Source organism: Vibrio coralliirubri (assembly GCF_024347375.1).
GTDB classification, from domain to species: Bacteria; Pseudomonadota; Gammaproteobacteria; order Enterobacterales; family Vibrionaceae; genus Vibrio; species Vibrio coralliirubri.
Genome location: NZ_AP025470.1, coordinates 905,825 through 926,207 on the forward strand (window position 1 = coordinate 905,825; position 20,383 = coordinate 926,207).

Below are 20,383 nucleotides of genomic sequence, written 5' to 3' on the forward strand. Positions count from 1 at the left end.
GATTATGGCTTATCGCTAACCGTCGTAAGATGCATAATACAAATAACAAAAGGGCTGCTCATTGAGCAGCCCTTTTTGATCAGGATATTTCGTTTTGAAACAGCTTGAGAGTTAAGCCACAGATGTCTCTGTTGCTTGCTTAGCTTTAGGCTCTGCTTCAAGCGTCATGTTGGTTTCTACGCCATGCATCCATGACACAAGCTTACCAGCACAAAGCAGCAGTAATATGCCACTCACCGTTGCTGTGATAGCAATACCACTGAAGATAGACATAGCACCAAGCTCACCAACGTGAGAACCAACCAGGCCCGCCACGTAGTTTGCCACCGCATTGAAGCCAAACCATGCACCCATCATCAATGATGCTAGGCGAAGCGGAGCTAACTTAGTGACCAACGACAGGCCAATAGGAGATAGACAAAGCTCACCAAGGGTATGGAAGAAGAAAGCACCGACTAGCCATAGCATTGATGTTTTCACTGTTAGGTCGCCGCCTTGCTCCATTACCGCGCCCATCATGCACACAAAGCCAAGTGCTAAGAAGAACAATGCCATTGCAAACTTAACAGGAGAGTTGGGTTCACGCTTACCCAGTTTCACCCAGAACGCAGCAATGATTGGAGCAAGTGTAATGATGAAGAATGGGTTCAAAGATTGGAACCACGCAGCAGGAATTTCAAAGCCACCAATCATACGGTCAGTATATTGTTGAGTGTAGATGTTCATTAGGCCGCCAGCTTGTTCAAAGCCCGCCCAGAAAACAATCACAAACAGACCCATGATAAGAATCACTTTTAGTCTGTCGAACTCTTCTTTGGTCAGTGGCGCTTTTTCTTTAGATTTGTTCAGTGCTTTCGCTCGAGCAGCAGCAGGTACAGAACCGATGTTGCCTAACCAAGACTGAGCCATTGTCACTTGCATGATCAAGCTAATAACCATACCAATACCAGCGGCTAGGAAACCTGCTTTCCAACCGAACGAATCGACAGCAGCCCCTGAAATTAAGCCACCAAGCAGCGCACCTAAGTTGATGCCCATGTAGAAAATGGTGAAAGCACCGTCACGGCGGTTATCGCCTTCTTGGTACAGGTCACCTACCATGGTTGAGATGTTCGGCTTAAACATACCGTTACCACTGATTAGCAGTGCTAAACCAAGGTACAGAGCGTTCACTTGGTCTAAACCGATGAAGCCGTTAGGTAGAGCCAGTGTAAATTGGCCAAGTGCCATTAATACACCGCCAATCAGAATTGATTTACGCTGACCTAGGTAGTTATCGGCAATCCAGCCACCAATTAATGGTGTGATGTAGACTAAGCCGGTGTAAATACCGTAGAGATCGAGTGCGTCTTTTGTTGACCAACCCAGTCCACCGTTGATGGTAGTGTCAGTCAAAAATAAGACAAGGATGGCACGCATCGCATAGTAAGAGAAACGTTCCCATAGCTCTGTGCTAAAAAGTAGAAATAGGCCTCTAGGGTGGCCAAAGATGTTGTGGTTGCTTGGCATAAGTTTTACTAATTTTAGGTATTAAAAGATTTTATAGTCATTCATGTATACACAGTGGGATAAAAGTCTGCAATAGACGTATTTTATGGTCACGATAACTCGGTTTGGCTAAAGTGTTGATATTAATGACTTTTACTTTTAATGTTGCCCATTTTAAGTGTGCTGCAAACTAATTTTCCAGATTTGAGCTGGTTGGTTAATAACCTTCTTTAAAGTCATGTTGAATAAAGATGTTTAGATGTATTGCTCTGGTGTATCGTTTTGAATTTAAATGGAATGACATTCTCATTAATTGGGGCGTACATATGATTACAACAATGAGCCTTTTGATCTCTAAATTATCCCTGTACAATGCTTAACCACTTTCGACACCTATAACTTTTTGTTGATAAATTGGTCTGCTACGCATTATTTTTCGTTCGCGACGATTCATTTTATTAATGGCGATTCAACCGTTTTAGGCATGTGGTAAAATATCCAAAAATATAAAATGGTTAGTTAAATGAAACGTTGGTATTTGCTTTACTGTAAGCGTGGTGATCAAAAACGCGCCCAGCAGCACTTAGAGAATCAAGGGGTAGAGTGCTTTTACCCTCAAATAGAAGTCAAAAAGGTGGTGAGAGGGAAAGAAAAGCAGGTCAAAGAACCGCTGTTTCCATCTTACATCTTTGTTCGCTTCGACTATGAGCAAGGCCCTAGCTTCACGACCGTTCGTTCAACACGTGGCGTCGTGGACTTTATTAAGTTCGGTGCGAGGCCGCACGAGGTCCAAGGAGACTTGGTGTTTGAACTCAAAGAGTTTGAGAAGTGCTGCAGTAACGAAGTGGAAGATTGTTGTGTTGAGTTTGAATCTGGGCAGGTAGTCAAGATTCAGAGTGGCCAGTTTGCCGGGGTTGAAGCTATTTTCGATCAGAAAGACGGTGAGGCTCGATCGATTATGCTGGTGAAAATGATCAGCCAAGTCGTTCCAATCAGTATTGAGAACGAAGCACTACAAGCTCGCGCATAACTGCAGTAATAAAAAATAGGCTTAAAACAAAAAGGCGCATAATGCGCCTTTTTTAGTTTTTAGGATTTGTTCAAAATGCCCTAAGCGTTGTAAGCATCGTTGTGAACGGCTTGTACTGCACGGCCTGATGGGTCGACACAGTTTTTGAATGACTCATCCCACTCAATCGCTTTCGCTGATGAACAAGCAACTGAAGGACCACCAGGTACACACTCTGCCGCAGATTCTAGAGGGAATAGCTCCTCAAAGATTTCACGGTAAGCATAACCTTCTTTGGTTGTTGGCGTGTTGTAAGGGAAACGGAACTTAGCAGCTTCCATTTGTTGATCCGTTACTTTTTCTTCAGCCGTTGCTTTCAATGTATCAATCCAATCGTAGCCAACACCATCAGAGAACTGCTCTTTTTGACGCCATGCGATTGAATCTGGTAGGTAGTCTTCAAAACACTCACGCAGGATGTGCTTCTCCATCTTACCGTTACCACACATCTTGTCTTCAGGGTTTAGACGCATTGCGACATCGATGAACTCTTTATCCAAGAATGGTACACGGCCTTCAACACCCCATGCCGCTAGCGATTTGTTTGCACGAGCACAGTCGAACATGCTTAGAGCAAGCAGTTTACGTACTGTCTCTTCGTGGAACTCTTTCGCGTTTGGCGCTTTATGGAAGTACAGGTAACCACCAAAGATCTCATCAGCACCTTCGCCAGACAATACCATTTTGATGCCCATTGCTTTGATCTTACGAGCAAGCAAGTACATTGGCGTTGATGCACGAATCGTCGTTACATCGTAAGTCTCGATGTGGTAGATAACATCACGGATGGCATCTAAGCCTTCCTGAATGGTGTAAGTCATCTCGTGGTGCACAGTACCGATCTTGTCCGCAACTTCACGAGCAGCGATAAGATCTGGTGCGCCTTCAAGGCCAACAGCGAATGAGTGCAGTTGTGGCCACCAAGCTTCAGATTGCTCATCATCTTCGATACGCATTGCAGCAAAGCGTTTTGCGACTGCTGAAGTAATTGATGAATCAAGGCCACCAGATAGAAGTACACCGTAAGGAACGTCAGTCATTAGTTGACGTTTAACTGCTGCTTCTAGCGCTTCAGTCAGTTCTTCTTTGCTTGTGCTGTTGCCTTGTACCGCAGCGTACTCGTTCCAATCGCGGATGTAGTAGCGTTGAGGTTCAGCATCTTTCGAAGAGTAGAAGCTACCAGGAGGGAATTCACTGATCGTCTTACATACTTCAACCAATGCTTTCATCTCTGAAGCCACGTAGTAGTTACCGTGCTCATCGTAACCTTGGTAAAGCGGGATAATACCAATATGGTCGCGGCCGACTAGGTATTCGTCTTTCTCTTCGTCGTATAAAACGAATGCGAAAATACCGTTAAGCTCTTCTAGAAGGTCTGCACCCATCTCTTGGTATAGCGCTAGGATAACTTCACAGTCAGAATCGGTCTGGAACTGGTACTTATCTTCATAGCGTGCGCGAAGTTCTTTGTGGTTATAAATTTCACCGTTTACTGCGAGAATATGCTTTTTGTCTTGGCTGTATAGTGGTTGAGCACCACTGTTCAAGCCAACAATAGCAAGACGTTCATGAGCAAGGATTGCTTTTTCACCAGCATAGATACCAGACCAGTCTGGACCACGGTGACGAAGCTTCTTAGACATTTCTAAAGCAATAGGGCGAAGTGCTGCGGCATCACTTTTAATGTCGAGAATGCCAAATACTGAACACATAGAACTTCCTTTTAAATAATTTCCAAATCAACTGCATTCAATTTGCCATTCTGGCTAAAAAAAGCAACCGGATGTGAGCAAAAAAATAATATAAAGGGTGTTCTGTTAGAAATTATCTAATTTTTATGAGCTTTTGGTGTGTGATGTTTAATTGTGGTTGATTTTTTAAACAAAAACCTCTCAAAAGTGCGAAAAATAGGCAATTTTGAGAGGTTTAGTTGAACACCGTCTAATACTAGATTTTATTGATATTTGGATTTAACTGTTCGCAAACGTGGCGAGCAAAACCACTACCAGCCTCGCTGTAAATGTTAAATGCCGCATCAACGCCATTCTCTTTCAGTGTTTCGAGTTGATCGGGATATTCAGCAATAGCCGCAATTTGGCCTTTAAAGTTACGTGACTTTAATTGTTCTAAAGCGGTTTGATTACCTTGGTGGTGAGGCATTGCCAAAATCACCAGTTTTACGTTTGCTGTATCTAGAATTCGCTCCCAGAAATCTGGGTCAGTCGCGTCGCCAGAAATTACGTTTCTGCCATGGCTTCTGTGGTTGTGTGCGGCTTCTTCACGAACTTCGACACCTAAGCTGACTTTGCCGTAGCGAGAACGTAACTCGTCATAAGCACCAGTACCAATTCGTCCCATACCAAGAATTAGCACTTGAGCCCGACCCGGGTCAATTCGCTTATCACGTTGGTGAAGTTTCTCTGCCGCATGTTCTTTTAACCAACGACCTGATTGTTGATAAAGCTTGTGACCCGCTTTATTGAGAGGTGCAGCGATTAAGAAGGATAGTGAAACTGCAATCGCTACTGCCACCAAAATGTCACCAGACATCCAACCCATCTTGAAGGCAAGACCGCCGACGATAAGGCCAAATTCACTGTAGTTAAACAGTGATAGAGACGCGAGTAGGGACGTTCGAACACGGAACTTGAATCGGTTGAGCACCAAGAAGTACAACATGCCTTTCACTGGCAGTAACAACAAGAACAAGACTGCAAGCATAAAGCCTTGAATGGTCGGTTGTTCGGACAAGCCAATATTCAAGAAGAAGCAGACGAGGAAAAGCTCTTTGAGGTTAAACAGCGACTTCGATAGCTCTGAAGCTTTTGGATGACCAGCGAGCAACATACCTAAGATAAGAGCGCCTAAGTCTGGCTTTACACCTACAAACTGGAACAAACCCGCACCAACAACTAATGCGAAGAAGATGCCGAACAGTACCAACATTTCACCGTGTCCAACCCAATCGAGGATCTTGTAGAACAATGGGCGAAAGAAAGGCAAAGCGAACAATGCGATGGCATACCACTCTGGAATCTTGCCTGTCGATACGGTCAAAAAGACCACGGCGAAGATATCCTGCATCACCAGAATACCGATCGCTAGCGTGCCATAGGTCGCATTCATCTCGCCTTTATCTTGTAGAGATTTAACCGCGAATACAGTACTAGAGAATGAAAGGGCAAACCCGAGTAGAACGATCTGTTCCATCGACATGGCTGCCAGAGATGAAATACCTAGGAACTTAAAACCAAATAGGGCGACCGCAAAAAACAGAGTAGATAAAAGGTTGTGGATTGTTGCGCCAGCCCAGATCTCCTTAGAGAGCAAGGTTTTGATGTCGAGCTTTAAGCCAATAGTAAATAGGAGCAGGGTGACACCAAGGTCAGCCAAGGTAATGATGGTGTCATTAGTTTCAAAGCCTAGGGCAAAGAGCCCGAAACCTGCGACCAAAAATCCAACTAATGGAGGAAGTTGACATTTTAAAGCAATAAATCCTGCGATAAACGCAGTGGATATTAATATAAGTTCCATAACTTGTTGTTGTAGTTCCCTAGCTTAAAAAAAACGGGCCGTGTTCATACAAACACGGCCCGCGGAAAATCAGAATTGTTTTTCTTTAGTCTTCGAGAAGCTTTTGAAGCAACACACCGTTGAGCATTGCGCGCTTAATCATAGCAAAAGCTCCCATCGTAGGATGTTTATCGATCTGTGATGCTACAATAGGCAGGCCGCTATGGAAAGTCGTTAACGACTGATTCTCTACATTGCGCTTAATTGCAGGGAAAACAATCTCTTGTGCCTTGGTAATATCACCAGCAATGATAACTTTCTGAGGGTTAAATAAGTTAATCGTCATCGCGATAGCCTTACCTAACTGGTTTCCTACTCGAACTAAGCTTTGCTTGGCTAGCTCATCACCATTAATTGCGTGGTCACAAACGTCTTGAATCGTAATATGTTCAAGCTCTGTTAAAGAAGACTCATAGCCTTGCTTAATCAGCTTTTGCACTCGTTCAACGATCGCTGGGTTTGCCGCTACGGTTTCAAGACAGCCGAAATTACCGCATTGGCATTGCTCGCCGAGCGGATCAATTTGGATATGACCAATTTCACCCACGTTACGGTTATGACCTAGGAAAACCTGACCATTAACGATAATACCTGCACCTGTACCACGGTGAACACTGACCAAAATAGAATCTTGGCTGTCTTTACTTGCACCGAAGTAGTGCTCAGCAAGCGCCATTCCACGAACATCGTTACCAACAAAACAAGCAACATGGAATGTATCGCGAATAATGTCGCTTAATGCGAGGTTATCGATGTCGGTATTCGGCATATACTCAACAACACCGGTCGTTGGGTTAACTAAGCCTGGAAGCGTGACACCAATAGCAATCAGTTGGTCGATCTTTGGTTGATGCGCAGCAATGAAAGCTTTGAGGCTATTGACCAAGCCTTGGGTAAGGTCTGATTGGTCTGAATAATTCAGGTCTTGCTGTTGGAAAGCCAATTCACGACCACCAAGGTCATGCAGGCTTATTTGAATGTAGTCTCGACCCAAACGCACAGCGACAGAATGGAAAGGCTCTACTTCTGTGGTTAGGGAGATAGCGCGTCTACCGCCAGTAGACGCTTGCTGCGCAACCTCTTTAATTAGGCCGCGCTCTAAAAGTTGGCGGGTAATTTTTGTAACACTTGCCGGTGCGAGTTGGCTTACATCAGCCACTTGTATACGACTGATAGGCCCTTGTTGGTCTATAAGTCGATATACCGCCGCACTGTTTAGTTGTTTAACTAAGTCTACGTTACCTATTTGTCCGCCATTCATACTTAATTGTGCTCGTATTGTCCGTTAACAACAGTCGCTTTAACGTTAAAGTCTCGGTCAAATACAGCTAGGTTTGCAACCATGCCTTTTTTGATTCGACCTAGCTTGCTTTCTACACCGATAGCCGTAGCTGGGTATAGCGTAGCCATGCGAAGAGCTTCGTCTAAAGCGATACCAGCGTGCTCAACTGTATTCTGAACTGCTTCAATCATAGTCAGAGCTGAGCCGCCCAGTGTGCCGTTTTCATCAACACACTTACCATCACGGTAATATACTTTCTTACCGACAAAAATAAAGTATTCCATGTCAGCACCTGCAGGAGCTGTGGCATCCGTCACTAATACCAACTTTTCTCCCTTGATTTTATGCGCAATTCTGATGTTTGCGTAATCAACGTGGAAGCCGTCGGCAATAATGCCTGCATAAACCTCAGGAGTATCGTAAATCGCGCCAACAACGCCAGGCTCACGACCAACCATCGGCGTCATTGCATTGAACAGGTGAGTGGCGAACGTGATACCAGACTCGAAACCTTGGCGCGCTTCTGCGTAAGTTGCGTTGGTGTGGCCGATAGAAACGACAACGCCAGCTTTGTGCAGGCATTCGATGTGTTCTGGGTCGTTAAGCTCTGGAGCCAATGTTACTTTTGCAACAAGGTCACGGTTTTCACAGATAAGCTCAATCATTTCGCTGTCAGATTTACGAATGTGATCGACGCTATGAATGCCTTTTTTCGCAACGTTTAGGTAAGGGCCTTCAAGGTGCAGACCTAAAGATTGGTTTTGGTACTGGTTATGGTATTCACGAGCTGCCGTAATAACCGCACGCATATCTTCGTCTGAAGAGGTGATAAGCGTTGGTAGGAAGCTAGTACAGCCAGATTTCAGATTTGCTTTGTGCATGATCTGCATGGTTTCTGCAGTGATCTCATCGTTAAGCATTACACCGCCACAACCATTCAGTTGTAGGTCAATGAAACCTGGGCTTAGGTTTGCTCCGTCTAGGTCGCGAACCTCGATTCCTTCTGGTAATTCAGAGATAGGACAGACTTTTTTGATCAGTTCGTTTTCGATTACAACAGCATGATCGGTTAGAACATCACTACCAGTGTAAATTTTACAGTTACTTAGCGCGTACATAGTCAGCTAATCCTTATTTCGTGAGATCTTTTAAATTCGTTCGTTACCTAAATGTGGACTTAGTTTTCGAGCATCATTTACGTAACGATTTATCTTTTATGGGCAAACGGCTTCAAAGTGGGAAGCGATTTAAGTTATTGAAAAGCATATGAAAAATTGATAGTTATTATACATTTAGGTTCATCATTAATGATTATTCACGGAGCTCTATAAGCTCTGAGATACCATCTTTTTGCCTAATGATTAGATTTAGATTTTATCTATAAATGTTCATTTTTTTGAATGATAAAATAAGTTTTATGATCTCGCTAGCAAAAACCTCTGGATTTGGTAAAAACTGGTGATTAGGATCACAAATGGTAAGGTTTTAATTTGCGGAGCAAAATTAATTGAATACACTGAATAGGACTAAATTGAGCGACTAAAATAAGTTTCTCAAACGAATTCTAAAAAATCCTATAGGGGGAAACAACTGGTGAATATTCTAGGATATGCACAGAAGCTTGGTAAGGCGTTAATGCTACCAATCGCAACGCTTCCGATTGCGGCGCTTCTTTTACGTTTAGGTCAAGGCGATCTACTTGATATTCCATTCATGGCGCAAGCTGGTGGTGCTATCTTCGGTAACCTACCATTGCTCTTTGGTCTAGGTATCGCGATTGGTCTTTCTAAAGACGGTAACGGCGCAGCAGGTCTTGCTGGTGCAGTTGCTTACTTCGTACTAACTGCTACAGCAACGACAATTAACGCAGACGTTAACATGTCATTCTTCGGCGGTATCTTCGCAGGTATCATCGCAGGTCACTCTTACAACGCTTTCCACGCGACACGCCTTCCAGAATGGCTGGCTTTCTTCGCGGGTAAACGTTTAGTACCTATCATGGCCGGTCTATTTGCACTTGTTGCAGGTGCTGTGTCTGGTGTGGTTTGGCCTGGTGTTCAATCTGGTCTAGACGCACTTGCTCATGCAGTATCAACGTCTGGCGCTATCGGCCAATTCGTTTACGGTACTCTTAACCGTGCACTTATCCCTGTAGGTCTACACCACGTATTGAACTCATACTTCTGGTTCGGTATGGGTACATGTCAAGAAATCATCGTTGCTGGTCAAGGCGCATTCGCTAACATCACTCAACTTTGTGTTGACCCAGCACTTGCTAAAACTCTAGTTGTTGGCCAAGAGCACACATTCACATTCGCTAACTCTGTAACTCCAGAAATCACTACTGTAGTTAAAGAAGTGACTGAAACTGTTAAATCTGGCGACCTACACCGTTTCTTCGGCGGCGATAAAGGCGCTGGCGTATTCATGAACGGTTTCTTCCCAGTAATGATGTTCGGTCTACCAGGTGCTGCACTTGCAATGTACCTAGCTGCTCCTGCTGAAAAACGTAGCCAAGTTGGTGGCGCACTATTCTCAGTTGCATTCTGTTCATTCCTAACAGGTATCACAGAACCGCTAGAATTCATGTTCGTATTCCTAGCTCCTGCTCTATACGCAATGCACGCTGTATTTACAGGTCTGTCTCTAGTAGTTGCTAACATGTTTGGTACTCTGCACGGTTTCGGTTTCTCTGCTGGTCTTATCGACTTCGTATTGAACTGGGGTCTAGCAACTAAACCATTCGTACTACTACTAATCGGTCTTGGCTTCGGTGCTCTATACTTCTTCACTTTCTCTTTCGCAATCCGCGCTTTCAACTTGAAATCGCCAGGTCGTGAAGATGATGACGAAGCTGTTGCTGCTCCTGCTGGCGACGCACCAAAGGGCGACCTTGCACGTCAATACTTGAAAGCTCTAGGTGGTCACGAAAACCTAACTTCAATCGACGCTTGTATCACTCGTCTACGCCTAACTCTTAAAGACCGCTCTGTTGCAGATGAAGTTGTTCTTAAGAAACTAGGTGCTAAAGGTGTGGTTAAACTAGGTGAAAACAACCTACAGGTTATCCTAGGCCCACTAGCTGAAATCGTAGCTGGCGAAATGAAAGCTATCGGTGCAGGCGAAGACCTATCTGATGTAAAACTTCCATAGTAAGGGAAGTACTTAATTAAGATGTAAAGTTACTCTTAAGTAAGTGTCAAATTGAAAGCCTCCCACATGGGAGGCTTTTTTGTGTCTGCAGTTTAAGATGAGCGAACACGGTTCGTTCTATTCTTCATCGAATAGTAGAAATAATCGCAATTAACGGACGGTTCTTATTGTGCAAAGGCTAAGAATTGTGGATGATTAGCAACAATGATCTTTCTATCTTTGACTGGCGCTATAAGCGACCGTTTTCTTGGAGACGAAAGATAACTTTCTCTGACAATACTAAATACATAGAGGTGCTATAGATGAGTGAAGCTGAGGCTCGTCCATCGAATTTCATTCGCCAAATTATTGATAAAGATTTAGCGGATGGTACACACAGTAGCGTGCATACTCGTTTCCCGCCGGAGCCAAATGGCTACCTGCACATTGGTCACGCTAAATCTATTTGCTTGAACTTTGGTATTGCTCAGGACTACCAGGGACAATGTAATCTTCGTTTCGATGATACAAACCCTGAAAAAGAAGACGTTGAATACGTTGAGTCAATTAAGAATGATGTAAGCTGGTTAGGCTTCGAATGGTCTGGTGATATTTGTTACTCATCAAACTACTTCGATACGCTTTACGCTTATGCTGTGGAATTAATTAATAAAGGCTTAGCGTATGTTGACGAGCTAAGTCCTGATCAAATCCGTGAGTACCGTGGCACGCTAAAAGAGCCAGGTAAAGCGAGCCCATACCGTGATCGTAGCTCTGAAGAGAACCTAGCGTTGTTTGAAAAAATGCGTGACGGTGGCTTTGAAGAAGGTAAAGCGTGTCTACGTGCTAAGATCGACATGAGCTCTTCGTTCATGGTTATGCGCGATCCTGTTATCTACCGTGTTCGTTTTGCTCACCACCATCAAACGGCTGACAAGTGGTGCATTTACCCAATGTACGACTTTACTCACTGTATCTCTGATGCGCTGGAAGGTATTACGCACTCTATCTGTACGCTTGAATTCCAAGATAACCGTCGTTTGTACGATTGGGTTCTAGATAACATCACGATTGATTGCCAACCTCGTCAGTACGAGTTTAGCCGCCTGAATCTTGAATACACAGTGATGTCTAAGCGTAAGCTGAACCAACTTGTGGTTGAAAACCTAGTTCAAGGTTGGGATGACCCACGCATGCCTACTATTTCTGGCCTACGTCGTCGTGGTTTTACTTCAAGCTCGATTCGTGAATTCTGTAAGCGTATTGGTGTGACTAAGCAAGAGAACATGATTGAGTTCGGTTCACTTGAATCTTGCATCCGTGATGATCTGAACGAAAATGCACCTCGTGCAATGGCTGTTCTGGATCCAGTTAAGATCGTTATCGAAAACTACGAAGCAGATACAGTAGAAACGCTAACGGTTGCAAATCACCCAAACAAGCCAGAAATGGGTACTCGTGAAGTACCATTTACACGTGAAGTTTGGATTGAGCGTGATGACTTCCGTGAAGAAGCAAACAAAAAGTACAAGCGTTTGGTTCTAGGTAAAGAAGTTCGTCTACGTGGCGCTTACGTGATCAAAGCTGAACGTATCGAAAAAGATGCAGAAGGCAACATTACGACTATCTTCTGTTCTTACGACAATGAAACATTGGGTAAGAACCCTGCAGATGGCCGCAAAGTGAAAGGCGTTATCCACTGGGTATCTGCTGATAAAGCGCTGCCTGCTGAGATTCGTTTGTACGATCGTCTATTCACAGTGCCAAACCCAGCCGCTGCTGATGACTTCGCTGCAACGCTAAACCCTGAATCACTTGTTACGCTAAATGGTTTTGTTGAACCTAGCTTAGCAGAAGGTGTGGCAGAGCAAGCGTACCAGTTTGAACGTACAGGTTACTTCTGTGTGGATTCGAAAGACTCTAAAGCAGATGCACTAGTCTTCAACCGTACGGTTGGTCTACGTGATACTTGGGGTAAAACTGAAGCTTAATGCTTAAGTATTTAGTTTGTTAAAAACGACCCAATAAAAAACCGGCTTAGAGCCGGTTTTTTTGTATCTTAAATTTGATTACTAAGGCGCTTCTAGTGACCAACTGGCGTTTTAAGCACTAGAGCCAGAGCTTTAGGGATTATTAGGGTCTTGTTGGGTTACTTCACCCGTGCGTGAGTTGTACCAGAAAACATAACCTGCATTTCCAGGATCGCTGTCGAAATCGACTCCAGTGTAGATGTAGTAGCAAAGCGCGAGTTTGTTTTGAGGAGTACCGTCTTTGGCAACAAAACTATGGTTTTGACGGCGGGTAATAAAATCAAAATTGTTGGACTGATTCGGGTCTGTGGTAGCGGTTAGGTCGGTTGTCATAATGGCATTCCATATTGACACACACCCTTGATCACCTTGACCTATGTTGTAAGGCTGCCCCATAGGGTTACCTTTATCGACGCCAAGTGGGTAGCCGACGTCATTTATGTCCAATTGAGCATTGCCGTCTGCGTCTTCGCCAAAACCTGGCATGTCATTCATTTCAGCGTTGCCGCCGCCGCTGACTAGCCATTTACTGTGAGCAAACGTGATCGCACTTTGAAATTGAGATTGAGCAGCGTCAAACAGAGCGATACGGCCATCGGTTTGAATGTTAAGAAAACGGGGAAGGGCAACAACAGCAAGTACGGCGATAATCACCACAACAACCAACATCTCAATTAAAGTAAAAGCCTTAACTAGCGGGATTCTTTTCATGGATACTTTATGGAGCCCTATATAAAAAACGCCGGCCTAAGCCAGCGTTCTGTATTACTTCTTCGCTTTATGCGCGTCTGGATTGCCTTTGCAATCTCCGCTAATGCTTTTGCCGTACAAGTACAAACTGTGGTTTGTTAGTTGCACGTTGTAACGCTGAGCAATCTCTTTTTGTCTTTCTTCGATGATGTCATCAGAGAATTCGATCACTTCGCCACAATCTAAACATACAAGGTGGTCGTGGTGGTGCTGTGTAGAAAGTTCAAATACAGACTTGCCGCCTTCGAAGTGGTGACGAGTTACAATGCCAGCGTCATCGAATTGGTTAAGTACTCGATAAACGGTTGCAAGACCGATTTCTTCACCTAGGTCGATCAGCTTCTTATATAAATCTTCAGCACTAATATGTTGGCAGTCTGGCTGTTGTAATACTTCTAAAATTTTGAGCCGTGGAAGGGTCACTTTAAGACCTGCATCTTTTAGCGCTTGATTATTGTCTGACATATACTTTCCTGTTGATGATCTGCAGCAATTAACAGAATTCAATATTAATACCATTATAGTTTAGTCAGGCATAACAATAAACCACGAACTTCAAAGGGTTACTTACTGACATCACAATCTGTTTTGTAAATTGGAAGTATCTCACTTATAGTAGAGGTACGACCAGTCAAGGTGACGGTGTTTCTGATATGAACATGGAATGTTGTTATGAATAAGCAACTCGCAAAAATATATAAACCCAACATTGTAAAATTTGCTCTTAATATTTGGCCTCCCTTTTGGGGAGCGGGTATTCGAATAGCCCACATTAGCGCTGACTTTAGGGTTGTTAAGACAGTACTTAAACTACGCAGGTGGAATAAGAACGCCAATCGTACTCAATATGGCGGCAGTATTTTTTCTCTTACCGATCCCGTTTACTCATTGATGTTAATGGGAATTTTAGGTGAGCGGTATTATGTTTGGGATAAAGAAGCGAGCATTAATTTCATCAAGCCGGGGCAATCGGACTTGTATGCAGATTTTGAGATAAGCCAAGGGCAGCTTGACGATATCTATCGTCAGACGCAACTCGGTGAAAAGTGTTTCCCCGAATTTATTATTCACGTGAAAGATAAGCAGGGTAATGTGGTTTCAGAAATTCAACGCACCCTCTATGTAAGAAAGAAGCCGCAATTTAGAGATGACGATGAAACATTAGAAGCTGAGTGCTAATTAATAGATTTTAAATAGCAAAAAACCTCCTATAAGGAGGTTTTTTTCATATCTACATAATGGTTATTAATTGTAACAATTAACAACCACTAGAGAATTAGTCTTCTAGCTCTGCTAGGCACATCTCTTCGTGGATTTGTTTAACCCAGTTAGATACGCGCTCATCAGTTAGCTCAGGTTGACGGTCTTCATCGATACATAGACCAACGAATTGGCTGTCATCGCCTTCAACTAAACCTTTCGATGCTTCGAATTCGTAGCCTTCAGTTGATGTGTGACCTAGGATAGTACCGCCTTTCGCTTCAACGATGTCACGGATAGTACCCATAGCATCACAGAAGTATTCTGCGTAATCTTCTTGGTCGCCACAACCAAAGATAGCAACAAGCTTAGTTGAGAAATCAATAGCTTCTAGCTCTGGGAAAAAGTCATCCCAATCACATTGTGCTTCGCCGTAGTACCACGTAGGGATACCAAGCAGCAGTAGATCGAAGTTATTGATATCTTCTTTGCTGCTTTTTGCAATGTCTTGAACGTGAACGAGCTGTTTGCTCAATTGCTTTTGAATCATCTTAGCAACAGCTTCAGTGTTACCTGTATCGCTACCAAAGAAGAGACCTACACTTGCCATAGAATCATTACCTTTCATTTTGTCTGTTGTCGGTGTAATAAAGTTCGGAAGAGAATCGTTAGATCCCAGTTCCTTCCCAGCTTAGTTGGATTATCCCTTTGGCGATAAAACCCGCACAGCCAAGGAAAAGTACTAACCATACGATGCGACGACCAAATGGAGGAACATTTCCCTGCTTGAGAACGTCCTTAATTGCCATACCGATTAAAAAGAAAATCGCGGCAAACAGGAGATCTAAACCAACAGATTCGATGATGTTCATGTAGTCGTAAAGCATGGGAACCTTATATACCAATTTTGCTTGGGCGCACTATATCACTGTTGTGAGATAAAGTTAATCTGCAGTAATTACACAGCTCTCATTTATCTGCACGAAAAAGCGCAGTTAAGCGATGAATTTTCTAATTGCTCGAAGTACTTCTGCTGGTTTTTCAGCATGCAGCCAGTGACCGGTGTTGGCAATGACGTGCGCTTTTGCGTTAGAAAATTGCTGCTGAACGGCTGCTTGATGTTCTGCTGTGAGGTAATCAGAATCCCCGCCTTTTATGAGTAAGGTTTTGACCGAGGTTTTCTCGATCGGTTCCCAGCCAATGATGTGCGCGTAATTAGCGAGCAGTGATGCGACGTTAAAGCGCCACTCCATGATGCCTTGCTCTGTTTTGAACAAAGATTTGGTTAAAAACTGGCGAACGCCATCGATCTCGATATGTTTTGCGAGAACCTTGAGTGCGTCTGAGCGTGAAGTCGGTTTTTCTTCTATCACGGCTTGTAGGCCTGCGAATACGTTGTCGTGGCGACTTTGAGTGTACGCGACTGGCGCCATATCCAAGACAATCAATTTATGCAGTGCAAGATGCTGTGTCATTGCCATCGCTACTTTGCCACCCATCGAGTGACCAATCACAGTGACGTCTTCTAACTTAAGATCATGCAGCAGTTGAGCCACGTCTTGTGCCATCGCTTGATAGTTATGAGTGTCACTATGGAAGGATTGACCGTGGTTGCGGAGATCAATACTAAGTACCTGATGATCGGCTTTTAGATCCCTAGCGAGCAAGCCAAGGTTGTCCAGATTACCGAATAATCCATGGATCAAAACAATGGTGTGACCCTCACCTTCAATTTTATAGTTGAGCTGTACTGACATTTTTATCTTATTCATGGTGGGTTTGACGTAGAGTATCCGCGCGGATCTCGCTATAATCCCCCAGAGTTTAAACATTGAGATTGTGAAAAGCGAATGAAAACAATTGAGGTTGATGAGGACCTATACCGTTTTATTGCGGGTCAGACAGAACGTATTGGCGAAAGCGCTTCAGATATTCTGCGCCGCTTGTTACAGGTTGATAGCCAAGGCATGGCTCCGTTCGAAGAGATCGTTGAGCCAAAAGGTATCGTTGTTAGCAAAGAGGTAGGCTTTACTCCAGAGAAGTTCGATGGCGTTAAAGAAATGCGCTCACTACTAATATCAGATGAGTTTGCATCACTAAAGAAAGCCATTGATCGTTTCATGCTTGTGTTATCAACACTGCATAAAATCGACCCTTTAAGCTTTTCAGAAGCAACTCAAGTAAAAGGCCGTAAGCGCGTTTACTTTGCAGATAACGAAGCGACGTTGCTAGCAAACGGCAACACGACTAAGCCTAAAGCTATTCCACAAAGTCCTTTTTGGGTTATTACTAATAACAATACAAGCCGAAAAAGACAGATGGTTGAGCAGCTTATGAGCCGCATGAGTTTCCAAGCAGAATTGATAGAAAAAGTAACAGGTTCAATTTAACGAAATCTGATTTAAACCTCATAATATCCATGGATAAGAAGATATTATGAGGTTTTTTTGTTTTTAAATTTTATATATAAGGATGTCGAAAAATGGCTATGCACCCTCGTGCTGGGCAGAAAGCTCAGCAGGAAGATCTTCATAATATCCCGGCTTTAGTTGCTAACTATTTCTTACAGCAACCGGATGCTACTAACCCAGATCATAAAGTACTTTTCGGTACTTCAGGTCACCGCGGTACAGCAGACAAATCAACATTTAACGAAAACCACATTCTAGCAATTGCACAAGCGGTTGCTGAAGTTCGTGCCGAGCAAGGTACAACTGGCCCTCTTTTCTTAGGTAAAGATACTCACGCTCTATCTGAGCCTGCATTCTCTACGGTTATCGAAGTGCTTGTAGCGAACGGTGTTGAAGTTATTATTCAAGAAAACAACGGCTTTACTCCAACACCTGGTATCTCGCACGCGATTCTTACGCACAACCTAGTGAATGACAAAAAAGCTGATGGCATTGTTATCACGCCTTCACATAATCCACCTCAAGACGGCGGTATTAAATACAACCCGACACACGGTGGCCCGGCTGAAGCTGAATTGACTCAAGCGATTGAAGACCGTGCGAACGTGATCATTGCTGAGCAAATGCAAGGTGTTAAGCGTACGCCTATCGCACATGCTAAACAGTCTGAGCTAGTAAAAGAAGTTGACCTAGTGGCGCCATACGTCGCTGATTTGGTTAACGTTGTGGATATGGAAGCGATCCAGAAAGCAAACATCAAGATTGGTGTTGATCCACTGGGTGGCAGCGGTATTGATTACTGGCGTCAAATTGGTAAAGCGTACAACCTAGATCTTACTCTGGTAAGTGAAGCGGTGGACCCTTCATTCCAATTCATGTCTCTAGATAAAGATGGCGTGGTTCGTATGGACTGTTCTTCTCCATACGCAATGGCAGGCTTACTGGCGCTTAAAGACGAGTACGCTCTAGCGTTTGGTAACGACCCAGATTACGATCGCCACGGTATCGTGACACCTAAAGGCTTGATGAATCCAAACCACTTCTTAGCGGTTTGTATTGATTACCTATACCGTAACCGTGAAGGTTGGGGTAAAGACGTTGCTGTTGGTAAGACACTGGTATCAAGTGCATTAATCGATCGCGTAGTTGCTGACTTAGGTCGTGAGCTTTGCGAAGTGCCAGTTGGTTTCAAATGGTTCGTTGATGGTCTATACAACGGCCAGTTTGGTTTTGGTGGTGAAGAGAGTGCAGGTGCTTCTTTCCTACGTAAAGACGGTACGCCTTGGTCAACAGATAAAGATGGCCTGATTCTTTGCCTACTTGCGGCTGAGATCACTGCTGTGACGGGTAAGAACCCACAAGAATACTACGAAGAGCTTGCCGCTAAACACGGTGAATCTAAGTATAACCGTATTCAAGCGGTAGCAAATGGCGCACAAAAAGACGTGCTTAAAAAGCTATCTCCAGAGATGGTTTCTGCTGAGACGCTGGCTGGTGATGCAATTACTGCACGTTTAACACACGCTCCAGGTAACGGTGCTGCGATTGGTGGCTTGAAAGTGACAACTGAGAACGGCTGGTTTGCTGCGCGTCCATCAGGCACTGAAGACATCTACAAGATCTACTGTGAAAGCTTTAAGGGTGAAGAGCACCTGAAAGCAATCGAAGCAGAAGCTCAAGAGATTGTTAACCAAGTATTTGCAGCCGCTGGCCTATAATCGAATCTCGATTACTAGAGTTGCTACGTAAATAGAAGAAGGGTTGATGTGAAAGCATCAACCCTTTTTATTTGTGTTGGTTTCGTATAATTGGGAAAGGTAACTGAGTTAGCTCAGACGACTAACCGTGTGGCCAGCTTTGCGGCATCACAAACCAGAATTGCCCCGACTTTGTTTGCCCATGGACGAAGCGATCACCGAACTCGGTGATAGGCTGACTGCTGAAATCATCCGTACCAGCTGCCCATTGCTCTTTGGTGAGAGGGTAGAGCGCTTCAGTGATTAGATGAACTTGGTCTTGATAGCACCAAAACCCGTTAACTTGGCTCGAGTTAATGTCGTAGGCCAAACATGCAGTAGGTACGTTTTGCTCTAAGAATGGGTTGGTATATAGGCGACCTTGCATCAATAAGTGCTTTGAGTCGACATCGATCTCTGGATATTGCTCAACAAAGGCGGCAGAAGAGGACATTTCGAGTTGGTGGCTGAGCATCCTGTCGAGTTTCTTATCCAATTGGTCGTGAGAGTTGGGTCCAAACCATGTTTGTTCGTGGAGCAGATAAAACTTAATCGCCACTTCCCAATGTTCTAGCTTTTGGCTGCTCTCTTCTTCAAGAATAAAGTCGATTGCACCGAGAGTTCTGCCTTCCACATTGATCTGAATCTCATCGTGCTTTATCGAGTAATTCGGTGAGGCAGTGATCACTTGTTCACATAGATGCTGGTAGAGGAAGCCTAATCTAGGATTACCATCATAAGTATGTGATGAGTCGATGGCATGGTGGCTAGAGAATGCACTGAGATCCGAAATCGGTGGCTTGATTTCTAGTAATGGCGGTGAGTCGATGACCCATTGGTAAAAACGTTGCAGTGCTGTCATCTCTTCCTCATAAACTCATCGTGGGGCTTTCGACATTCTACCCGTAAATTGATATAACGACGTTATTATAAAGGTAAGCTGGAAAGAAAAATGAATAACTTACAATTAGAAAAGCTACTTAACGAAAAACTGCAGCCACAGCAGATTAAAGATTACTGTCCTAATGGTCTTCAAGTTGAAGGTGCAACAGAAGTGAAGCGAATTGTTACTGGTGTGACAGCTTCTCAAGCCTTGATTGATAAAGCGGTAGAACTGAACGCAGACGCTTTGTTAGTCCATCATGGCTTTTTCTGGAAAGGCGAGTCAGAAGCGATTCGTGGCATGAAGGGTAAGCGCATTCGTACCCTGATTAAGAATGACATCAACCTTTTAGGTTATCACTTGCCGCTTGATATCCACCCTGAGCTTGGTAACAACGCAAAATTGGCAGAGTTACTTGAGATAGAAGTCGAAGGTGGCTTGGAAGGGCATCCACAATCGGTTGCTATGTTTGGTAAATTAAAAGCGCCAATGACAGGTACTGAATTTGCAGCAAAAATCGATCAAGTTCTGAATCGTAAACCACTGCATATCGCGCCAGAAAACCAAGACAAAATGATTACGACCGTCGGTTGGTGTACTGGTGGTGGTCAAGACTACATTGAACTTGCAGCTTCTCAAGGTATTGATGCGTTCATCTCTGGTGAAATTTCAGAGCGCACTACTTACTCAGCACGCGAGCAAGACATTCATTATTTTGCTGCTGGTCACCACGCGACTGAGCGCTACGGTGTAAAAGCGCTAGGTGAATGGTTAGCGAAAGAGCATGGCTTGGATGTTGAGTTTATTGATATCGATAATCCGGTATAAG

General features: G+C 43.9%; 18 protein-coding genes. 7 read left to right on the plus strand and 11 right to left on the minus strand.

Annotated features, from left to right (window positions below; translation table 11 throughout):
• Window positions 1–111: 111 nt before the first annotated feature.
• Window positions 112–1,509 carry a peptide MFS transporter gene (locus tag OCV20_RS04405; protein WP_086774634.1) on the minus strand — a complete coding sequence of 466 codons (1,398 nt, stop codon included), beginning with the start codon at window positions 1,507–1,509 and terminating at the stop codon, window positions 112–114.
• 502 nt (window positions 1,510–2,011) lie between these two features.
• Between OCV20_RS04405 and rfaH the strand changes: the two genes are divergently transcribed.
• A complete protein-coding gene (gene rfaH, locus OCV20_RS04410) occupies window positions 2,012–2,518 on the plus strand; it encodes a transcription/translation regulatory transformer protein RfaH (protein ID WP_048612174.1) in 507 nt (168 codons plus the stop codon).
• 80 nt (window positions 2,519–2,598) lie between these two features.
• On the opposite strand, the gene asnB is transcribed toward rfaH, so the two are convergent.
• The 4 genes from asnB to nagA all read right to left on the minus strand — a co-directional run bounded on the left by asnB (window position 2,599) and on the right by nagA (window position 8,530).
• Complete coding sequence (gene asnB / locus OCV20_RS04415; protein WP_050652369.1) at window positions 2,599–4,269, minus strand: asparagine synthase B; 1,671 nt, start codon at window positions 4,267–4,269, stop codon at window positions 2,599–2,601.
• A 235-nt stretch (window positions 4,270–4,504) separates the two neighbouring features.
• Window positions 4,505–6,091, minus strand: coding sequence for a cation:proton antiporter family protein (locus tag OCV20_RS04420; protein ID WP_086774633.1), 1,587 nt, complete (start codon window positions 6,089–6,091; stop codon window positions 4,505–4,507).
• Between the two features lie 85 nt (window positions 6,092–6,176).
• The gene (nagC, locus tag OCV20_RS04425) at window positions 6,177–7,391 is read right to left on the minus strand and encodes a DNA-binding transcriptional regulator NagC (protein WP_086774632.1); all 1,215 of its coding nucleotides are present in this window, start codon (window positions 7,389–7,391) and stop codon (window positions 6,177–6,179) included.
• A 2-nt stretch (window positions 7,392–7,393) separates the two neighbouring features.
• Window positions 7,394–8,530 carry an N-acetylglucosamine-6-phosphate deacetylase gene (nagA, locus tag OCV20_RS04430; protein ID WP_086774631.1) on the minus strand — a complete coding sequence of 379 codons (1,137 nt, stop codon included), beginning with the start codon at window positions 8,528–8,530 and terminating at the stop codon, window positions 7,394–7,396.
• 517 nt (window positions 8,531–9,047) lie between these two features.
• Here nagA and nagE point away from each other — a divergent pair.
• Window positions 9,048–10,565, plus strand: coding sequence for an N-acetylglucosamine-specific PTS transporter subunit IIBC (gene nagE, locus OCV20_RS04435; protein ID WP_231717418.1), 1,518 nt, complete (start codon window positions 9,048–9,050; stop codon window positions 10,563–10,565).
• A gap of 302 nt (window positions 10,566–10,867) precedes the next feature.
• A complete protein-coding gene (gene glnS, locus OCV20_RS04440; RefSeq protein ID WP_086774630.1) occupies window positions 10,868–12,535 on the plus strand; it encodes a glutamine--tRNA ligase in 1,668 nt (555 codons plus the stop codon).
• Window positions 12,536–12,667: 132 nt separating this feature from the next.
• Here the strand turns inward: glnS and OCV20_RS04445 are convergent, their stop codons facing one another.
• Both OCV20_RS04445 and fcrX read right to left on the minus strand, forming a co-directional pair.
• Complete coding sequence (locus OCV20_RS04445) at window positions 12,668–13,285, minus strand: prepilin-type N-terminal cleavage/methylation domain-containing protein (RefSeq protein WP_086774629.1); 618 nt, start codon at window positions 13,283–13,285, stop codon at window positions 12,668–12,670.
• A 54-nt stretch (window positions 13,286–13,339) separates the two neighbouring features.
• Window positions 13,340–13,789 carry a ferric iron uptake transcriptional regulator FcrX gene (gene fcrX, locus OCV20_RS04450; protein ID WP_048606469.1) on the minus strand — a complete coding sequence of 150 codons (450 nt, stop codon included), beginning with the start codon at window positions 13,787–13,789 and terminating at the stop codon, window positions 13,340–13,342.
• 207 nt (window positions 13,790–13,996) lie between these two features.
• Between fcrX and OCV20_RS04455 the strand changes: the two genes are divergently transcribed.
• A complete protein-coding gene (locus tag OCV20_RS04455; protein WP_086774628.1) occupies window positions 13,997–14,503 on the plus strand; it encodes a DUF4442 domain-containing protein in 507 nt (168 codons plus the stop codon).
• A 97-nt stretch (window positions 14,504–14,600) separates the two neighbouring features.
• Here the strand turns inward: OCV20_RS04455 and fldA are convergent, their stop codons facing one another.
• From fldA to OCV20_RS04470, 3 genes are all read right to left on the minus strand, one after another.
• Window positions 14,601–15,134, minus strand: a complete 534-nt coding sequence (fldA, locus tag OCV20_RS04460) for a flavodoxin FldA (protein ID WP_086774627.1) — start codon at window positions 15,132–15,134, stop codon at window positions 14,601–14,603.
• A gap of 58 nt (window positions 15,135–15,192) precedes the next feature.
• Entirely contained in the window at window positions 15,193–15,411 is a 219-nt protein-coding gene (locus OCV20_RS04465; protein WP_004737900.1) for a DUF2788 domain-containing protein, read from the minus strand.
• Between the two features lie 108 nt (window positions 15,412–15,519).
• Window positions 15,520–16,281 carry an alpha/beta fold hydrolase gene (locus tag OCV20_RS04470; protein ID WP_086774626.1) on the minus strand — a complete coding sequence of 254 codons (762 nt, stop codon included), beginning with the start codon at window positions 16,279–16,281 and terminating at the stop codon, window positions 15,520–15,522.
• Window positions 16,282–16,374: 93 nt separating this feature from the next.
• Here OCV20_RS04470 and seqA point away from each other — a divergent pair, with 93 nt between their 5' ends.
• Both seqA and pgm read left to right on the plus strand, forming a co-directional pair.
• Window positions 16,375–16,914: a replication initiation negative regulator SeqA gene (seqA, locus tag OCV20_RS04475; protein WP_086774625.1), complete on the plus strand. Its 540-nt coding sequence runs from the start codon at window positions 16,375–16,377 to the stop codon at window positions 16,912–16,914.
• 92 nt (window positions 16,915–17,006) lie between these two features.
• Window positions 17,007–18,653 (plus strand): phosphoglucomutase (alpha-D-glucose-1,6-bisphosphate-dependent), encoded by a 1,647-nt coding sequence (gene pgm / locus OCV20_RS04480; RefSeq protein WP_086774624.1) that lies wholly within the window; start codon window positions 17,007–17,009, stop codon window positions 18,651–18,653.
• A gap of 121 nt (window positions 18,654–18,774) precedes the next feature.
• On the opposite strand, the gene OCV20_RS04485 is transcribed toward pgm, so the two are convergent.
• Window positions 18,775–19,533 (minus strand): DUF1853 family protein, encoded by a 759-nt coding sequence (locus OCV20_RS04485; protein ID WP_086774623.1) that lies wholly within the window; start codon window positions 19,531–19,533, stop codon window positions 18,775–18,777.
• A gap of 90 nt (window positions 19,534–19,623) precedes the next feature.
• Here OCV20_RS04485 and OCV20_RS04490 point away from each other — a divergent pair, with 90 nt between their 5' ends.
• Window positions 19,624–20,382: a Nif3-like dinuclear metal center hexameric protein gene (locus tag OCV20_RS04490; RefSeq protein ID WP_048606455.1), complete on the plus strand. Its 759-nt coding sequence runs from the start codon at window positions 19,624–19,626 to the stop codon at window positions 20,380–20,382.
• Window position 20,383 lies beyond the last annotated feature (1 nt).